General features: G+C 35.0%; 17 protein-coding genes. 1 reads left to right on the top strand and 16 read right to left on the bottom strand.

Annotated features, from left to right (window positions below; genetic code table 11):
* Positions 1-22: 22 nt before the first annotated feature.
* The 5 genes from pdxR to ACECE_RS0218110 form a co-directional block, all read right to left on the bottom strand.
* Complete coding sequence (gene pdxR, locus ACECE_RS0218130) at positions 23-1,540, bottom strand: MocR-like pyridoxine biosynthesis transcription factor PdxR (protein ID WP_010249813.1); 1,518 nt, start codon at positions 1,538-1,540, stop codon at positions 23-25.
* Positions 1,541-1,755: 215 nt separating this feature from the next.
* On the bottom strand, positions 1,756-2,250 hold the full coding sequence (locus ACECE_RS0218125; RefSeq protein WP_010249811.1) for a GNAT family N-acetyltransferase: 495 nt from the start codon (positions 2,248-2,250) through the stop codon (positions 1,756-1,758).
* A gap of 112 nt (positions 2,251-2,362) precedes the next feature.
* Complete coding sequence (locus ACECE_RS0218120) at positions 2,363-2,905, bottom strand: RDD family protein (protein ID WP_010249809.1); 543 nt, start codon at positions 2,903-2,905, stop codon at positions 2,363-2,365.
* 214 nt (positions 2,906-3,119) lie between these two features.
* Complete coding sequence (locus ACECE_RS0218115) at positions 3,120-3,413, bottom strand: alpha/beta fold hydrolase (RefSeq protein WP_010249808.1); 294 nt, start codon at positions 3,411-3,413, stop codon at positions 3,120-3,122.
* Between the two features lie 262 nt (positions 3,414-3,675).
* Complete coding sequence (locus tag ACECE_RS0218110; RefSeq protein WP_010249807.1) at positions 3,676-5,079, bottom strand: phytoene desaturase family protein; 1,404 nt, start codon at positions 5,077-5,079, stop codon at positions 3,676-3,678.
* 686 nt (positions 5,080-5,765) lie between these two features.
* On the opposite strand from ACECE_RS0218110, the gene ACECE_RS0218105 reads away from it, so the two are divergent.
* A complete protein-coding gene (locus tag ACECE_RS0218105; protein ID WP_010249806.1) occupies positions 5,766-6,998 on the top strand; it encodes an IS110 family RNA-guided transposase in 1,233 nt (410 codons plus the stop codon).
* Positions 6,999-7,240: 242 nt separating this feature from the next.
* Here ACECE_RS0218105 and ACECE_RS0218100 read toward each other — a convergent pair whose 3' ends face one another.
* The 11 genes from ACECE_RS0218100 to ACECE_RS0218045 form a co-directional block, all read right to left on the bottom strand.
* A complete protein-coding gene (locus ACECE_RS0218100; protein WP_010249805.1) occupies positions 7,241-7,588 on the bottom strand; it encodes a hypothetical protein in 348 nt (115 codons plus the stop codon).
* A 454-nt stretch (positions 7,589-8,042) separates the two neighbouring features.
* Positions 8,043-8,582, bottom strand: coding sequence for a GNAT family N-acetyltransferase (locus ACECE_RS0218090; RefSeq protein WP_010249803.1), 540 nt, complete (start codon positions 8,580-8,582; stop codon positions 8,043-8,045).
* Positions 8,583-8,726: 144 nt separating this feature from the next.
* Positions 8,727-9,140 carry a DivIVA domain-containing protein gene (locus tag ACECE_RS30720; RefSeq protein ID WP_010249801.1) on the bottom strand — a complete coding sequence of 138 codons (414 nt, stop codon included), beginning with the start codon at positions 9,138-9,140 and terminating at the stop codon, positions 8,727-8,729.
* A 157-nt stretch (positions 9,141-9,297) separates the two neighbouring features.
* Complete coding sequence (locus tag ACECE_RS0218080; protein ID WP_010249799.1) at positions 9,298-10,098, bottom strand: aminoglycoside phosphotransferase family protein; 801 nt, start codon at positions 10,096-10,098, stop codon at positions 9,298-9,300.
* Positions 10,091-10,855 carry a prolipoprotein diacylglyceryl transferase gene (locus ACECE_RS0218075; RefSeq protein WP_010249797.1) on the bottom strand — a complete coding sequence of 255 codons (765 nt, stop codon included), beginning with the start codon at positions 10,853-10,855 and terminating at the stop codon, positions 10,091-10,093. Before ACECE_RS0218075 ends, ACECE_RS0218080 begins: the two co-directional genes overlap by 8 nt.
* A gap of 139 nt (positions 10,856-10,994) precedes the next feature.
* A complete protein-coding gene (locus ACECE_RS0218070; RefSeq protein ID WP_010249795.1) occupies positions 10,995-11,429 on the bottom strand; it encodes a DUF3788 domain-containing protein in 435 nt (144 codons plus the stop codon).
* A gap of 313 nt (positions 11,430-11,742) precedes the next feature.
* The gene (locus tag ACECE_RS0218065) at positions 11,743-13,011 is read right to left on the bottom strand and encodes a DUF3237 family protein (RefSeq protein ID WP_010249794.1); all 1,269 of its coding nucleotides are present in this window, start codon (positions 13,009-13,011) and stop codon (positions 11,743-11,745) included.
* A gap of 161 nt (positions 13,012-13,172) precedes the next feature.
* On the bottom strand, positions 13,173-14,102 hold the full coding sequence (locus ACECE_RS0218060; protein ID WP_010249793.1) for a GDSL-type esterase/lipase family protein: 930 nt from the start codon (positions 14,100-14,102) through the stop codon (positions 13,173-13,175).
* A gap of 806 nt (positions 14,103-14,908) precedes the next feature.
* A complete protein-coding gene (locus ACECE_RS0218055; protein ID WP_010249792.1) occupies positions 14,909-15,427 on the bottom strand; it encodes a cysteine hydrolase family protein in 519 nt (172 codons plus the stop codon).
* A 7-nt stretch (positions 15,428-15,434) separates the two neighbouring features.
* A complete protein-coding gene (locus ACECE_RS0218050) occupies positions 15,435-15,659 on the bottom strand; it encodes a helix-turn-helix transcriptional regulator (protein WP_010249791.1) in 225 nt (74 codons plus the stop codon).
* The gene (locus tag ACECE_RS0218045; protein ID WP_010249790.1) at positions 15,660-16,184 is read right to left on the bottom strand and encodes a hypothetical protein; all 525 of its coding nucleotides are present in this window, start codon (positions 16,182-16,184) and stop codon (positions 15,660-15,662) included.
* Positions 16,185-16,276 lie beyond the last annotated feature (92 nt).

Raw genomic sequence — 16,276 nt, 5'->3', positions numbered from 1 at the left:
CCAATATTTCTGATTTAATCATTTAAACGATAGGGTTTATTTCCACATCGGTATAAACCTCATCATGCTCTTCAGCATCCATCAACTCTTTCATAGCATCGCATAACCGCTTTACCCCTTCTTCTATATCTTTTAATGGTGCAAATGTGAAATTCAGCCGAATAAAGTCATCACCATGGCCTGATACAAAGAAAGGATTTCCGGGTACAAAAGCCACCTTATGTTCTGCAGCTTTTGAAACAAGCTTCCCCGCAGATATTCCCTCCGGCAGCTTACACCATATATAATAACCGCCTCTTGGCTTATTCCATATTAGATCAGCCGGAGCATATTTCGATAAAGCATCATACATAATGTCTCTTCTCATCCTGTACTCCTTGCAGATCTTGGTCATATGGGTTTCGAGAGAACCGTTTGTTATAAATCTTTCAATAATCCATTGTGATAAGCTGTTTGGATGCAAATCTGTTACCTGCTTTACAGCTGCATATTTCTTCACAACTTTTTTATGTGCTACCATCCAACCTAATCTTAAGCCCGAGTATACATTTTTCGAAAATGTACTCAAGTAAATAACGTAACCTTCATTATCCATAGACTTAATCAACGGTAATGAATAACCTTCATAGCAAAGATCCCCATAGGCATCATCCTCTAAAATCATAACCCTGTACTTATACGCAAGCTCTACAAGCCTTTTTCTTCTTTCAAGTTCCATTTCAACACCAGTCGGATTCTGGAAAGTCGGCACAGTATAAATTAATTTTGGCCTGTACCTATGTAAAAGCTGTTCTAAAATATCAATTCTCATACCTTTATCATCAATTGGTACTCCCATTACTCTGGCTCCTATTGTTTTAAAAGCCTGAATCGCCTGAAAAAATGAAGGTTCTTCCACAACAACTATATCCCCGGGATCAAGCAGTATCCTTGCTGCTATATCTATACCTTGCTGCGATCCTGAAAGAAGCATCACTTCATCGGGACTGCAATAAACCCCTCTTTTCTGCATCAAACCGCATATTGTTTCACGCAGTGACATAAACCCCTCTGTCGGAGTATGTAGAAAAGCTTTATAGTTTTTCTTTTCAACCAACTCATGTTCAATTCCAGAGAGCACCTCTATTGGACCCGATTCCGGCGAAGCTATTCCAGTAGCAAAAGAAATCAAATCTTTTCTGCTCGCCAGCGTTAATAAGTCCTTAACCAAAAAGGAGTCAAAATTATTTGAGTATTGACTGAAAATCTGATTCCAAGTGGGCTCTTGCAATTTCCCGCTTCCAGTATCTACTTCCTCATCTGGATATGAAAGCACAACTGTCCCGTTTCCCACATGGGACCCCACCAATCCTTCAGCCTTAAGTTCCCGATAGGCATTTAATACTGTTGTTCTGTTTACGCCAAGACTTTCAGCCAGCTTTCTTTCCGGCGGAAGACGAAAACCAGCGACAAGTTCTCCTGATAAAATTTGACGGCGTACTTGCTCAAAAATCTGTATATATACAGGAGTATCACTTTCTCTACTTATTGTAATCCTCATACCAAATCACCTCATTGGATTAATCCAATTTCATTATATCGATATTTCAAGCAGCAAACAACCACCAATTATTATTTATTTAATCATCCAATTGTTCCGAAATCTTATCTCTGACAAACAAAGTAATAAAAAAATATCGCAGCGGTCTCTTTACTTAATAGCAAATACCACTGCGATATATAAAATCGCTATTCTAAAGCTTTTCTACACACCCACTATATTAATTTTTGGTATGCAACTAAATCAAGCCAATTTCCAAACTTCCTACCTACTTCCTTATAATGAGCACACTTTACATATCCATTTCTCTCAAATAATCTTATACTTTTTTCATTTTCCCCACAAATAGTCGCTATAAGAACATGAAAACCTTTGCTTTTTGCAATACATTCAATAAAAGTAATTGCACGACTTCCTATCCCCTTACCTATATAATCACTTTTCAGGTAAATCGTAATCTCTCCAGTATTATCGTACGCTTCTCGCTTTTTATGTTGTGTTAAAATTACATAACCACATAATTGGGTTCCATCTTTTATAACATAGGTCTCGTATTTTGAATCCTTAAAGATTACCAACTCTCTCATTTCACTTATAGACAACGGCTTTTCATGAAATGTTGCAGTAGTATTTAAAACATAATATGTGTAGATATCCAATAATTCAGGCAAGTACTCCTCTTTTACCTTTTCAAACTCATAGTTCATCATGTTATATATCTCCCTCGAATTTTGATGTGCAGCGAACCAAATGTGTTAGATATTCTTTATCAATCTTCATGCTTTGCTTGTCTTTCTTCCAATTCCGTCCTTTTTCTTTAGATTATTTCAAAATTAATAGTGCAACAGAAATAATAATTATTATTGATATAATGATTATTTGCAATACACCGATCTTTTCGTGGATAACTACACTATTGCAATGTTTATCCCATGAAGTAGCTCCTTTAGAATCTATATTAATAAATGCTATGAACATCGTAATTGAAGAAAATACTCCAAAGCCCAGCCCAATAACAAACAGAAGTACACTTCTTTTGATGGCTGAAGGAAAGCTCAACTTATTTAATTTATAATCCCTTATTTTAGTTTTAAATAACCACTTTCCAGGTGTAGTCCCCCATGATGATAGTAATTGAGCTTCAATAATACCCCATAGAATTAGCCCCGCTAAACCTAGACCCCTATCTTCAATAAAGTTTCTTGAGGGAAAAAAAATAATCTGAATTAAACCCAAAATAATTCCGAATAGATAGATATCTATCATTCGGGAAAAAAATCTTACCCACGGCCTGCACTGTGGTACTTCTTCCGTGTATCTGGTGTTATTTGGTTTCTTATTTTGGTCAAGGTAATAGTCCTTCATTTTATTAACCCCCTAGTATAATAGGTATCTGCCACTATATTTTCTCCACATCTCAGAAAGTTTGCATTATATATAAATTATATAAATTATAAAAATTACTCCAATTATACAAAATAGAGTTCCTATAGAAATAAAAATTGCAGGTATACCCCAGATTGAAAACCAAGTGTTTAATCTGACCTCACTACCGTTCTCATCTCTATAATATCTTAACTCAACTAATAAACATTTTCTCTTGCTCTATTTGTAAATTATGTCCTGCTTTATCTAATACAACAAATGGTGCTCTTGGATAGTTTTCTAGAAGTCTAAACTGGTCTTTGTAACCAACCTCTGTATCTTGCCGCCCTACAACAATAAGACTTGGTTTATCAAATGCTTTTTCCAGTCTATCAACATCATATGAAAACGCTCCATCAAGTACATTATTAATAAAATCGCTATTTTGATTTATTACGGCATTGTATATATTTTCTTTAAAGCTATTCCAAACCCTCTGATTCTGCACTATTCCAAAGTAGATTTTGAGATTACCATATATATCCAATAATCTAATAAAGCAATTTGGTAATATTATATCATAATATCAAATTAGAGCTCAGAATAGATTAAAAACAACCGAATCATACACAATACATTTATGTATGATCGGTTGATTGCTAAATTGGTAATTAATCTGATAACAATAGTTGGTTTGAGACCTAATTGGAGCATTCGTGTTCTGTACTTTAAAGTATAATTATCAAGGAAATCTAAATGTCTTAAACCAATTAATAGACAAACTCGCATCCTTCTTCTTGGCATATTTCTTTAATGCTTTCGGGTCCGGTAAACAAAGCGGTTGGAAGTCCACTAAATCTGCCGGTCCACTGCCCTGCTAAAAATAGGCCCTTTAATCCGGGTAAACTAGTTGGTATAGGTTGTTTTGGATTTCTCCATCCCATATATCCGCCCTTCAATGAATCGGTATACCGATGAAAAGTATATGGCGTCGCAACATCAATAGTTTCAACCTTTCCTTTAGCTTCCGGAAATCTTTCTTCCAAAACCTTAATGACTTCCAAAGCTATACGCTGTTTTTCATTTCGATATAACGCAGAATCCTTCCTCAACTCTTCCCAGTATTCAAAATCAGATGAGATCAATGATATCACAACTGACTTGCCAGGTTCGCTAACTGTCGGATCAAAGCAATAATTCTTGAAAGATAAATTAGTATTTTCCATATTTCCGATTTTAATAGGTTGAAGCAATTTTAAATTGATATAATGTGGCTCAGCCGACAAATCGCAATTTATCCCCATTGACACTTGAACACGTGAAGGAATAATATCTGCCTCATCATATAAATTTTTAATCTCATCATTCATATATTTGCCGTCAAGTAATTTGAAAACTGTTGAATATCCATCTGCCGCTGAAATAATATAATCTCCTTTAATAATGCTTTCATCATCTAACATAATTCCTGTGGTTCTATCATCCTGGACTAAAATTTTCTTAACTTTGGATCGATAATGTATCTTACCACCAAGTTCGGCATACCTTTTCGCAATGCCTTTGGAAAATTCCAGGGAGCCGCCTATTGGCCAACCAGCATCCTGATTATTATACACGGCAGTTTTCATTAAGAAAAAGAATATATTATTTCCGGATATAACAGCTTCAAAAATTTCACGGAGAAATGGATTTTTAAATTGCTCGATAAATTCCTTCTTTGTCATTAAAATATATTTATTGTTGAAATCAGGCTGAATAAGTTTTTCCCATTCTGCCCTGCTGCGTATTTCATCGGCAAACTTCCTGATTACCGGTTCATCCTCAGGAGATATTTTCAATAATTCCTCTTCCAACCTATTTATATCACTGTAAAAAGTGAACTTTTTGCCATTACCTAATTCAACTTGAACTACGGTATCGTGCTGGATAAATTCTTTCCCTTCAATAGCCCCAACACGCTCCCATGCTTTATAAAGCGGATATTTAGGATTAGTACCCATCAACCAATGAATACATCCATCAAATAAATACCCGTTTCTTTTCCAGCCTGTACAAAAGCCTCCAGGGAGATCATGCATTTCATATATCTCGGTTTCAAAGCCATTAATCTGGCCGTAGCAGCCAGTTACTAAGCCTGTTATACCTCCGCCTATAATTAAAATTTTCTTTCTCATATTTCTCAACTCCTCGTATAATATATTTTGTAAGGTTTAAGTCTTAGATTTTCCAGTTGAACCCCTTACATTTCCTTGTTCATTTACCATAAATCAACTGGGAGTTTTCTTTACGAAAACTCTTTGAGGCAATGTAGCTGGGGTGCAAAAAAGTTTTTTAAGTGCGGTTTACAATGAGTGGGGCCCATATGATAGCCTGCTAAGGCTGCAGCCGCCATATCCCCTTTACTCCTTCTCCAAAGACCTCCTTTGGGGATAGGGTGGCTGCCTCTTCGGCTGCCTAATCATATGGGGGAGGCTCGTTGTCAACTGGATTCTTGAAAAAGTTTTTTGTACTCTAGCACTGACTCAAAGCTAATGCTCCTTGATAATTTGATTTTTGTTAGCTATTGAACTTAACTAATGCTCGTGTAACAATAATAGTGGCTATTGAGGATGGTTCTGTTCAACTCCTGTAGGGCATTTTTATGTCGCTTCTGTTAAAGTCAGTTCCCCTGGCCTGATGTTAGCTTTAAACCGCTGGGTGTTTTTCTCTTTTTATCTCTCTCCTGTATGGCAGTTCAAGGAGTCGTGCATAGAGATTCAAGAGGTGTATTCTAATTGCGAGGATGTTGATGCGTCAGGTACCACGGGCATTAGTTAAGTTCAATAGCTCAAAATTTTTAATCAGAAAGGTGGTGATTTCATTGTCAAATTCATTGTTGGTGGGTATTGATGTTAGTCTCAAAGACAATAAAGTCCGTATCCTCCATCCTGATGGAACCAGTCTTGCTAAATTTGTTGTTTTAAACTCAGTTCCAGGTGCAAATACTCTCTCTAAAAAAGTTACACAACTCGCTGAAAAAAACAACTTTGACTCAATCACTATTGGTCTTGAATCTACTTCTGTCTATGGTGATCCTCTTGTTTATTTCTTAAAACAAGATACCTCTGTAAATAGATTTAATACTAAAATACATGTTCTTAATCCCACACAGGTTAACAAGTTTAAAGCAATGTATCCTGACCTTCCAAAAACCGATGATATAGATGCCTGGATTATAGCAGAACATCTGCGTTTTGGTCGTATAAACAAGGAGGTCTACATGGACGAAAGATATAAAGCATTGCAAAAGCTTACGCGAGCTAGATTTCATACTGTTCAAAACCTTTCAAGAGAGAAAAACTGGTTCCTTAATAATTTGTTTCTGAAATTTTCTTCTCTTGCCCAAGAAAAGATATTTTCAGATACATTTGGTGCTACATCCAGCAGCATTATTGAAGAATTCTTTTCTGTTGATGAAATTTCGTATATGCCAATTGAAGAACTGGTTGACTTTATCAGCAAAAAAGGTAAGGGCCGCTTTGATAATCCTGATGAAATTGCAGCCACTCTTCAGAAAGCTGCAAGAAGTTCATACCGTCTTCCCAAAACGGTTACTCATTCAGTAAATCAGGTACTTGCTGTGTCTTTTTCGGCTATAAAAGCTTATAAGGAACAGCTCAAAATCTTTGATAAGGCTATTGAGGAACAAATTAAACTTATTCCTAATCCTTTAACCTCTATCAAAGGAATCGGCCCTGTATACTCTGCCGGAATAATAGCAGAAATTGGTGATATTCATCGTTTCAAAGATCATGCTGCATTAGCTAAATTTGCGGGTATTTCCTGGACAAAACACCAATCAGGAAACTTTACGGCTTCAAATACTAAATTAATTAAGTTTGGTAACCGTTATTTGCGTTACTACTTCATGGAAGCAACTAACAAAGTGAGATTGCACGATCACGAGTTAAAACGCTTCTATGAATTAAAATATAGCCAAACCCCAAAAACAGCTCATAAAAGGGCACTTGCATTAACTGCCAGAAAATTCGTTCGACTTGTCTATGCACTGCTGCATAGCAATCGACTTTATATTCCACCAAAAGGAGATTAATTTCCATTTGGTTAACCATATCCTACCATATTTACAAACTTACTTTGGTAGGCTTAATAGGTGATGCCTTTTTATGCTCAAAACCGGTAAAATATCATCAATATTTCTAAATTTATTTCCAATTTGGTATTGACATTTTACCGCTGGACTTTTGGTTTTATTTTATGAGTATTAATCAATTTAATAGTTTCATTACAGATACGGAACTTTAGACTTAATTTTTATCAGTAATCAAAAAGCATTTATTCAAAACTATGTCCACAATTTGTACATTCTTTCTGATTTACATCCCGTTTACTAAAACAAATCGGACATTCATCCTTTTCTGCTTCTGAAGTTTCGTAATCTAAAGGCAAATCCTGTGTCTCAATTTTCTTTTCCTCATAGTAAGTTTCTATATATTCTCGTCCATCATCAATAAACCATTGGATATAGCCACAAGTATCACATATGTAGTTTAATGCACTTTGACTTGCCCAATCGAGACCTAGAAACGCCATCCCTCTCGAATTAAGTAGGCTACTTCTTTTCTCAAAATTTTTCCCCTTGCAGATAGGACATACCAATTCATAACCATTTACTTTTACCATTAATCTCCACTCCTCAAAATCTTCGATATCATTTTTGGGTTTATTCCTTATGGCACATCCCCACTTTATATAACCTTTAGATAATTATAACAGAACAACAATATATTTGAAAATTTATTTTAATCCTGATGTACCAAATTCGCTACTATCTTTAGACAATTATGACAAGACCATGCCAAATTTGGAGCCTTTCTTTAGAACTCGCCGCAGGACGCGGCAAACCCAAAGTCAATTTCACTTGACAGTTTGTCTTCACGGCGCACCTGAACAGGATCTTAATTACTATTCATACTTCTTAATGTATTTATCTCTCCACGTTCTCATAAGTTGTTTCCTCCAATACAATTCTAATTTTATAACCTGCAAAGCTCATTCCCAGCAAATCATGCTTATGGATGGGCACGCTATCCGCCTCATTTCAGTTGATCCAGTAATAATGGCAACTCTGTTCATGTCAACCCCTCCACTCATCTTCTAAGATTGCATACTCATATGTATCAATCCAAATGGATTCACCTTTCTCATTCTGTTTAAAAAATATATTTTTAAGTAAATGTCCCTCTCGCCTCATCTTTAAGCGTTCTAATAACTTCCATGATGATGCATTTTCCGGATTACACATAGCAACTATTCTACGCGCCTTCAACTTTTTGAATCCATAATCGATAACTGCTTTGCAACTTTCTGTAGCGTAGCCATTACCATAATACTGAGGATTAAAAACGTATCCAATTTCCCAATTTGAAAATTCTTTTGGATCCTGTTGATTAAAATAAATATTACCTATCAATTTATTACTTTCTTTTAAGCATACAGCCCAAAAAGCTTCATTTAATGAACGTTTAGCGGCTTCATTTATACAATCTTCTTTGGTATAAATACCATATGGCTCATATCTTACTACTTGTTCTTTAGAAAGATATTCATATAAATCCTTCCAATCCTCGCAAGAAAATCTCCTTATTTTTAATCTGTCGGTTTCTATTATAGTCATATTATGACACCTCACTTTTATAAAATTTTCAAAACCCTTCCCTATCAATCAGTCCAACGTATTGGACGGTGTGCGCCCGATTTTATGTTGTCATAGGTATCTAACGTTCCTGAACCGGTCCCCCTTTATTCATCACTGATCTGCCTATTTCTTAATTATTTTTTCAAAAATGTAATTATAATCAGCAATAACAATGTCAAGAAATTCATCAACTTCCTCTTCTTGATATCCACCTAAAAACTTCTTTTTAAAAGTCTTATTTTTTATTACATCCGCGTTTAAATAAATACCTGGGCAAAGTTCCTTACCTTTATCTGGTAACTCGTATTGAAAAACTGTTTCCTTATTCTCTTTGCTAAATATAAAACTTGTAAGTAAAATTCTCTTTCCTGTGCTTTTTTCACAAATAAGTCTTACTTCCTGTGAATTTAAAAGAGTCTTGCTGTTCGCATTCATTGTAATATCAATGACACTATATCCCTCATTCATTAGTTCCGTAAAAGTAACCATCAACTTAGGAAACCTTTGCAATAGCAATTTCAGATCTTCAAATATCATTTTTGAGTCAGCCCCTTTAATTATTTTTTTCTTGAACCTAGGCAGCAAGGGGACGTTGTAACGGAACATAAACACTCTGGTGAAATACAATCCTCACATTTTCCACTAACCGCACAAGGCGTTTTTCTATTGTATTTCTTCGCCCAGGACAGGACTGTTAAACCCATTCATTTCCATATGATTTTATAAATTCAATTTCTTTTTGATAGTGTAAAAGATGTCCTTCATTTATCATTTTTTTAAATGCCTCATCACCTTCGTTTGCTTTAGTAACCATTGTTTTACATAAGCTCTCCAGTCTAAGTACAATTTGTTTTATAATATCTATTGGTTTGTTTATACCATAAGCATTAAAAAACAATGCTATTCTTTTCATTCGAATATCTGCATGTTTGATTGAATTATAATTCACTAAACCGTCACCAACTGGTTCAAAAACATATCTGCCCAGTGGTACAAATGTATACAATGTATAAGCAATATCCCATATGCGTGGCCCTGGACAAGCAGTATCAAAGTCAATTATTCCGTTAATTTTCCCATTCGAGAATACTACATTGTATGGTGCACAATCATTGTGACAAATAACCTCTATCGGCAAATCCCCCGGATATGATATCATCCATATGTCATTTATGCCTCTTTCAAAAGAAATTGATAAATCGTGAAACTTTCTTAAAATTATAGCAATATCTACAAGAACCTCATCAGTTATCATATACGGTTTTACACGTGGAAATTCTACTGCTGTTTCTCCATGAATAAATGATAATATTTCGCGATTATTTTCATCGATGCCATAAAATTTAGGAGCTTTATCAAAATTATTATTTTCCAGATGTATCAAAAGCTTATGTATAGTTGGGCTCCAAGTTTTTAATGGTCTTCTCACTGTATCCTTGATCCGGGTAACTTCATTTAAATTTCCACCGTCCAAAATCTCCTCATTTTCATTCATAAATACACCTATACCTTAATATTTTACTTAAGTTATAAAAGCACAATCCTATAGTGAGTGTAAATATAGAAATAAGCTGTGATGTAGTTAAAATTCCTATAAAACCTCTTGGGTCATTTCTTAAGATTTCAATAAAAAATCTTCCTACACTATATAATATTAAATATAGCCCAGCAATTTTGCCCTTATCTTTTTTCCTTTTTGCATATACTAAGAGTATAATTGCTATTAAAAAATCTCCTACGCTTGAAATAAGCTGGGTTGGTATTACTTTGACCCCGTTAGGCGCATAAAGAGAATCTTTAAAAATAATTCCCAAAAACCAATTTGTTTCTCTTCCATAACAACAACCCGCGAAAAAACATCCTAACCTACCAAACCCTTGCGCTAGTGCAATCGATGGCGCTGTTAAATCAAAATATCCCATGAAATCAACTTTTTTTATCTTACTATATATGTAACCTGTGAGTACTCCCCCGATAATGCCACCAAAGACTACAAAGCCACTTGATATATTCATTAATATGGCAGGGTTCTCAAAAATATTTTGAATTTCTATAATAATAAATAATATTTTCGCACCTGCAAAACCACCGATTATACAGAATAACCCAAGATTAAAAACTATGTCTTCCTTTAAACCTAATTTCTTCGCTCTGTATGTTGCGAGCACTATAGCAAACAAAAAACCTATTGCTATCATAAATCCATAACTATTAATATTAACTGGACCACATTTAAATAATTCCGGATGCAAATCTCTACCTCCTTAAATATCTTAACCAATTTTCGATGTTGCATTTCCAGGTATACTTCCACTTTTTACTACCTTTAAACAATCATAACAATGATGGTCGCCCCTTAAATCCCAACTGGAGTTTACTATTTCAAACTGTTTACTTTTTCATTGGCTTCTTTTTAATTTTCAAAAGCTTTATTATGTCTTCAACATCATTTTCATCTCCAACTCTTATCCATAACCACTTTCCGTCGTGAAATTGTTTTGTTTCATTAAAAATCTCGACAGTCTTGGCTCCAAATCGAGAAATATCATCTTGAAACATTTCAACTTCTTTCTTACCCAATACAATAAGAATTGTAAATGCATTTCTTTCAGGGTATAACGCACATAAGCTCTTGTTACTTCGCCGATATTTGTATTCCCAGCCATAGTTTATTCCAGCAAATTTCAATTCTGGTATGTAGTCATAATTCTCTTCTATAAATTCATTAATCCTTACCCAGAGTACTTTTGCATTTTCACCAATATAATCTAATATATTTTCATAATGCGGTTTTCTTGTTTTATCTAACATTCTTTGCGGTTCCATACTCAATTATCTCCTCTTTAAAATGCTATATCATGTAAAATCATTCCATTTGCAGCAAATCCATTAAGAATCTTAGAATTAGCAAAATGCTTCAGTTTAAAACTTTAAGCTTTTTCCGGTATTTAAGAATCTTTGATTTTATTTTTGAGTTTATTCCTTGTGGTATCTCTCCACTTTGTACTATCTTTAGACAATTATAACAAAACCATGCTAGATTTGGAACCATGTTTATTTTATCATGGGGATAGTAAAACAGCTTTCCTGAAATTTAGTTTCAGAAAAGCTGTTTTTTTAAGCTATAAGGTTTACGTTATTACTTTGTGCTTTCATAAAACGAAATTTTAACACCGCCACCTGATCCCATACCTGGGTCTGAACTCAAATATAATTTGCTGTTCAGATATGAATATTTACTATCTGCACGAACTTCAAATGTAGGCACAAGTGACCCAAATTGGCCTGCGTTTCGTACAATAATAATTTCTCCATCATTAGTCTGCCAAAGATACCTTGCATCAATTGTCATAGGGTTTGAAGTATTCTGATAATCCGCTCCGGCTGCTATAATCTTACCATTGAGGCTTCCGGTTACAGTACCTCCGGTTATAGGAATAATATTTCTGCTTATATTATTTTTAGTTGCCCCAACAGTTTGACTACCTGCAAGTGCGACATCTTCGGTAATGAACAATGTTCCTTTTCTTTCGTCGAATGCCTTCCTAAAATCCCAAGATTGATATTGAACATCAGTTGGTTTAGTTACAGCAATAGAGTTTGTTGAATCAGCTCTAACGGTTACACCGGATATATCATAAACACTTATTTTTATTGTTTTAGCAGCAGTGTCTACAATACGTCGACATGCAAATTTACCTGAATTTATCCAGCTATATGATCCGTTGTTGGGAGCTTCAATATTAGGTACAATTCTCACATCATTCTGATTTGCAGCTGTTCCCGCACTTCTGAAATACACGTAGTTACCATCGTTGGTTTTAAATACTAATATTTGTTCGATTTCCATTGCACCATTAGAAAGATCTAGCTGGAAGTCTAGTCCGCCTGACATAACAGAACCTGAAATTTTTGAACCTGTTATAGTACCGCCTTGAATTACAAAAACTTGTCTCTGACCATATTGTGTTTTACCCATATTATAAATCTGATCAAGTTTCATATTTATTTCAAAAGCAAGTACACCGCTTTCCGGCTTTGGAATTCCATCCGCCATTCCACATGTCCATGATTTGTGTGGAATGAGTATCTTATCTTCATCACCAGATTGTGGAGTTGGTGTTGGTTTTGGTGTAGTAGCTGGAAATTCAGTAATAATGCCTAAAAGGAACTTTCTAAAAATTCCAAAATCAATGGAGTTTGCAGATCCGTCTCCATCTAAGTCTGCAACTGAGGGGTCTTCGAATGGGCACAGACCTAACAGACACCTTCTATATAAACCGAAGTCTATTGAGTTTACGTTATTATCTGAATTCAGGTCGCCTAGTTCTGCAGCAAATGAAAAACTTAAGCTGTTCGATAAGATAAATAGTACAAAAATGGTGGTAAAAATCCATTTACTTTTCATACAAAATTCCTCCTCATCACCAATAATTGTATTTTGACGGAATTATATTTTTTCATAATTCTAAAGCTTGATTATAAAATTACAAAAAACAGCTTTTTTGAAACTATTGTTTCAGAAAAAGCCGTTTTAGGGACTCATATCCCTGTATAGGGGTATTTTAACTATTTACCAAGCAATATAAGTCTTACTCCAGCAAAATCAAGTGAGTTAACTCCACCATCATCATTTATGTCTGCAGCTTTAATGCCATTAGCTGATGGGAAAGTAGATATCAAACCAAGAAGGTATTTTCTGATATAGCCAAAATCAATTGAAGTAACTGAACCATCTCCATCAACATCACCTTTTACTATTTTGGATGCAGTTGGAGTTGGTGGGACTGGTGTATTTGTGCTACCCCTTAAAATCGAAATTGTGCTATCATACCAAACTTGAGCTGCCTTTTTGTATCCAGCAATATTCAAGTGAAGTCCATCAGATGAAGTATCAGTGCTTTTTACATAGCCCATATCACTTAACTTAACAAAGTAAACAGCCTTACCTGCATTAGCCTTTTCCTGAACTACCCCAGGAATTGCCTCATTATATGGCAGGACAATATCAGGATTAGGATAATAATCAGATACAAATATTTTCACATTAGGTTTGTTTTTAAAAATCTGATCTATTAAATTGCTAAGGCCAGTAGGGTTTATTTTCCCAGTTTGAAATATATCATTTCCTCCAATCCATAGAAAAACTACGTCAGGATTTTGAGTGTTAAGCCAGTTATCAATATTGCTTGCAACCTGTGGTATTGTCCACCCGGAGTGACCTTCATTATCTCTATCTGGTAAAGAACTCGGTCCACGCTGGTTTGAACCGACGAAATCAAAATCTAATCCAGCATTTTTATATAAATTATATAATTCAGTACGATAGGAGCCCATGTCAGGATCTCCCATACCTTCAGTACAAGAATCGCCGACAGGCATTATTTTTATTGGTGCTGCTTTAACTATTGAAGGTACAGCCATTCCTCCAACAATAATAGTACTGATTAAAAACATTGAAAATAAAGCTTTTTGAAACTTGGTTCTAAATTTTGTCATTTTATTACCTCCCTGATATTTTTAGTGATCTTTTTGGTAGTTATTATCTAGTAAACTAGGATTAACTTGAATTGATGTTAACAACTAAAGTAAAACTTTTTGCCAAAGTAATTGATAATTCCCCTTCTTATGCGCACTCCTTTCTTAGGCATATTTGTATATATTAGTAAAATTTAATCAAACACTATTCCTTTGTCATTGCAGTCCTATGTTTGGATTGGATATGCCTATCTGTCTATCCCGACAGAAGCTTTAAGACATACACTTATACATTTTCCTCCTAAAACTAAATATTAATTTTATATAGGTCTGTAACCCTCAATTTTAAGAGGGTAACAGATACTTTCTATTTTACATATTCGTAATATATATTTATTTTCAGCGGGGATTTTGATTATATTTTTAAAAAGTCGTAACCTTACAGTTAAGACGCCATCGGTAGACTTTCCTATGCCAGGAAGAAATGTACTTTCAAAGAATAAATAGATTTTTTATAGATTTCTAACTAAAAAAAGAGTAGATAAAAAAGTAGCTGCCGGTTACCCAACAACCATGGCATAATAGTTGAAATATCCCATCAGCTTTTTATTTAGCAATCTGCCTTACGATATGGTGGTCTTTGCGTCAGCATGCAACTGCATCCAAAAAACGGTAGGAACGCTTTCTACATGAAACTTATCACAAAATCATAGTTTATCTTAGAAATACTATCAACTATTGTAGATGCACTTGATAAATCCTGTGAGCCAGAATTCATTTTTAAAAGGAGGAATTTTGATATTTTCTGCTATTTCAAACAGAATACGCTAGTCCATAAACTTCACACCCAATTGGGTTAATTTCGCGTTTACCTTAGGCAGTTTATGCGGTACGGTAGTCGCTGTCGCTTTTCGATTAATCACCGCCTCTAGTCCAAGTTTAACGGCTTCTTCAGCAGTGGCTGCACAACATTGAGCAGCATCGATACCAGTAATCTCAACATGTGTAACCTCGTTATCTTTGATCCAACGAACCAGATTCTTATTTGCAAATGCACTCGGTTTCATTTTTTCAAAATAATGATTCCCTACTATCTTAATGCGCCGATCTATGCTACATCCGGGTGTTCCTTTAATAGCGATCCCGACCACCTTTCTGAAAAACCACTTATTCGGTAACGCAATTGCTATGTATGCGATTTCATCACCTGCGGCTTTGTAAGCCTCTATCCGTTCATTCACCGCATCAATCAATTGTTGATGTTCTCGGATGGGGAAAGGCCCTTTGGAAGCCGTTGTACCCGTTGTGTCTTCTTGAAGATCCATTACAAAAAGAACTTTTTTCATTATCATTTCACTCCTTTTCATTCTCTTCAGCGATGAAGAAAATATTTTCTACCGTCTCATGAAAGACTTTCGCTATCTTAAGTGCTAAAAAAGCCGATGGGATAAAAACCCCGTTTTCTATGGTATTGATCGTTTTCCTTGTCACTCCGACGCTTTTAGCCAAGTCCTCTTGGGTCCAATTCATTTTTGCTCTATAAACGCGCAGATTATTTTTAAATAGTTCATTTCCCATTTACTCACCCCTTGACTGAACTATTTTTGATATGTCGCTGACCAAAATTCCGCTATACAAGACGATCTCACTCGGAATAACCATTGACACATGGCCAAGGTCTAACATTAAGCCTAATAGTATCAAAGCAATAATCACGATGAGCATAGCCACAAACCCATGATATCCTGACTTAATCTTAATCATGTAGAAATACTCATCTCGAAAAGCATTCTTCAGATAGGTATTCTTTGAAGCCTTGAGCGCCATCACAACATACTTGATGTAAACAAAAAGCCATAGAGCAGTACAAACCGAAATAATTCCGATTTTGATCAACGTAAAATCCGATCCTATTTCAAAATAAATGGAAAAGTGCAAAAGTATTAAACCAAGTAAAAATGCATTCCGAATAACTAACCATCTGTTCGCCTTTTTAATGAGCAAATTTTCCGTACTGACATTACCCATAACATCCATCTCCTTCTTGCATGTAACTTTTATTTCCCTTATTGAGTAGTTTAGGTTACATTTACAAAATACCATAATACGCCATCCCTTGTCAAGAGGGGGTGCGTAAAAAAACTCGTTTAAAGCAAAAAATGGCCCTTACCGTAAAAGCATGGACCCATAATAAA

Source organism: Acetivibrio cellulolyticus CD2, assembly GCF_000179595.2.
GTDB classification, from domain to species: domain Bacteria; phylum Bacillota; class Clostridia; order Acetivibrionales; family Acetivibrionaceae; genus Acetivibrio; species Acetivibrio cellulolyticus.
The sequence above is the reverse complement of the archived record's forward strand: the minus strand, read 5'-3'. Positions and strand labels throughout refer to the sequence as shown.